At 69.7% G+C, this 2,521-nt stretch carries 4 protein-coding genes; all 4 read left to right on the top strand.

The window, feature by feature from the left end; genetic code table 11:
• Nucleotides 1-381: response regulator transcription factor (locus tag Q0U08_RS19795; protein WP_298093503.1), on the top strand; the 381-nt coding region annotated here is incomplete at its 5' end.
• Nucleotides 350-1,918, top strand: coding sequence for a stimulus-sensing domain-containing protein (locus Q0U08_RS19790; RefSeq protein WP_298093502.1), 1,569 nt, complete (start codon nucleotides 350-352; stop codon nucleotides 1,916-1,918). The genes Q0U08_RS19795 and Q0U08_RS19790, both read left to right, overlap by 32 nt.
• Nucleotides 1,919-1,935: 17 nt before the next feature.
• On the top strand, nucleotides 1,936-2,370 hold the full coding sequence (locus Q0U08_RS19785) for an HPr kinase/phosphorylase (RefSeq protein WP_298093506.1): 435 nt from the start codon (nucleotides 1,936-1,938) through the stop codon (nucleotides 2,368-2,370).
• Nucleotides 2,367-2,521 (top strand): RNase adapter RapZ (locus Q0U08_RS19780; RefSeq protein ID WP_298093504.1); only part of this gene is annotated, 155 nt, incomplete at its 3' end. The genes Q0U08_RS19785 and Q0U08_RS19780, both read left to right, overlap by 4 nt.

Below are 2,521 nucleotides of genomic sequence, written 5' to 3'. Positions count from 1 at the left end.
GTCCGCGCCATCCTGCGCCGCTCGGAAATCACCCAGCCGGGCACGGCCGCGGCCGGAGGCGCGACGGAGGCGCCCACCGGCCCGCTGGTCCGCGGCCGCCTGACGATGGACCCGGCGCGTCACCGCACCACCTGGAACGGCGAGCCGGTGACGCTCACCGTCACCGAGTTCCTGATCCTCGAAACGCTGGCGCAGCGGCCGGGCATCGTGCGGACCCGAAACCAGTTGATGGATGCCGCCTATCAGGACGACATCTATGTCGACGATCGCACGATCGACAGCCATATCAAGCGCCTGCGCCGCAAATTCCGGCAGGTCGATACTGAATTCGACTCCATCGAAACGCTCTATGGCGCCGGCTACCGATTCTCCGAGGAGTGAGGCCTCCGACCTCGCGCTGCGCTGGTCGGGGCAGATCTCGCTCACCCGACGCATCCTGGCGGTCAACATCTTTGCGCTGCTGCTGCTCGCCGGCGGCTTCTTCTATCTCGACTCGTATCGCAGCCGCATCGTCGACAGCCGCGTTGCGCAGGCCGGGCGCGAGGCGCGGCTGGTGGCGGAGGCGATCGGCACCGTCGTGCAGGACCAGCGCGACCGGCTGATCCTGCGCCTCGCCGCCGACACCGATACGCGCATTCGCCTCTACGACCCCGCCGGCGCGCTGGTCGCCGACAGTCGCGCGCTCGGCCTGCGCAACGTCGTGCTGCGTGATCCCGACAAGCAGGGCTGGCGGGCCGTCAGCGCGCGCCTGCTCGACGCGGTGATCGATACCGTCGCCGGCGCTACCCGCGCGCCGCTCTACCGCGAACAGCGCGACGGACGCGGCTGGCCCGACGTCGCCGCAGCGCAACGGCGCGGCGTGATCGCCACCAGCGTCTGGCGCGCGCCCGATCGCACCCCCGTCATCACCGCCGCGGCACCCGTGCGTGGTGGCGGCACGGTGATGACCACGATCAACGCGCGCAGCATCACCAAAACGGTGCGCAGCGAACGCTTCCGCCTCAGCGTCGTGCTCGGCGTCGTCACGCTGATCTCGGTGCTGTTGTCGCTGTTCCTCGCCCGCACCATCGTCCGTCCCTTACGCCGCCTCGCCCGCGCAGCGGTCCGCGTCCGCCTCGGTCGCGCCCGCGAAGTGGTCGTACCCCGCCTGCCCGATCGCCGCGACGAACTCGGCATGCTCGCCCGCGCGCTCTCCGACATGAGCCTGGCGCTGCGCGACCGCATCGACGCGACCGAGGCTTTCGCCGCCGACGTCACCCATGAACTGAAGAACCCCCTCGCCTCGCTGCGCTCCGCTGTCGAAAGCCTCGACCGGATCAGTGACCCCGCCCTTCAGCAGCAGTTGCTCGCGATCGTGCGCGACGACGTCCACCGGCTCGACCGCCTCATCACCGACATCTCCGACGCCTCGCGCCTCGACGCACAGCTCAGCCGCGCCAAGTTCGAGCCCGTCGACATCGTCGCCCTCATCCGCGCCCTCCTCGACCAGCGCATCGCCCGCGGCGTCGAACGCGACATCCGCCTGCGCCTCGACGCGGTCGGCCCCGCCGACTGGACCGTCCAGGGCGAAGGCGCGCGACTGGAACGGGTGTTCGAGAACCTGATCGAAAACGCCATCTCCTTTTCGCCCGATGGCGGCACCGTCGCGATCGGCGTCGCCCCCGACGATGGCACGCTCGTCGTCCGCGTTGAAGACGAAGGCCCCGGTGTCCCGGAACATGCGCGCGAGGCGATCTTCCGCCGCTTTCATTCGGACCGCCCCGATGGAGAGGAATTCGGCCGGCATTCCGGCCTCGGCCTCGCCATTGCACGAACGATCGTGGAGGCGCATCAGGGCAGCATAATCGTCGAATCGCGAGAGGACCGGATCAGGGGTGCGCGCTTCGTCGTGCGCATACCGCTGGCCCCGTCTCGCTGACACGGAGCGCGAATACCCTGGCGATACCATCTTCCGAAACCCTGCACGCCAGTTGCGTCGCGATCGGCGACCATGCGGTGCTGATCGAGGGGCGATCGGGTGCGGGCAAGTCCGACCTTGCGCTCCGCCTGATCGATCGCGGCGCGCGGCTGGTCAGCGATGACTACACCCTGCTGGTCCGCGAACGCGACCGCCTGCTCGCCCGCGCCCCCGCCACCATCGCCGGCCGTATCGAGGTGCGCGGGCTCGGCATCGTGGCGCTGCCCCATGTCGAGAATGTGCCCGTCACGCTCATCGTCCGCCTGGATGAGACGCCTGCCCGCCTGCCCGAGCGTCGCACCCGCCGCGTCGCCGGCGTCGCGGTCCGCGAACTGGTGCTCGATCCCATTCCCGCATCCGCGCCGATAAAGGTCGAACTGGCCCTGGCGCATCCCGAGGCGACACCCGAATGATCCCCAAACGCATCCTGCTCGTCACCGGCATGTCCGGCGCGGGCACCTCCACCGTTCTCAAGACGCTGGAGGATCTGGGCTGGGAAGTCGTCGACAACCTTCCCCTGGATCTGCTCGACGCGCTTCTCGACTCCCCGCCCCCCGCCGGGGC

The organism is uncultured Sphingomonas sp. (assembly GCF_946477935.1).
In the GTDB taxonomy this organism is placed as follows: Bacteria; Pseudomonadota; Alphaproteobacteria; order Sphingomonadales; family Sphingomonadaceae; genus Sphingomonas.
Note: the sequence above shows the minus strand (reverse complement) of the source record. Positions and strands in the feature narration are given on the sequence as shown.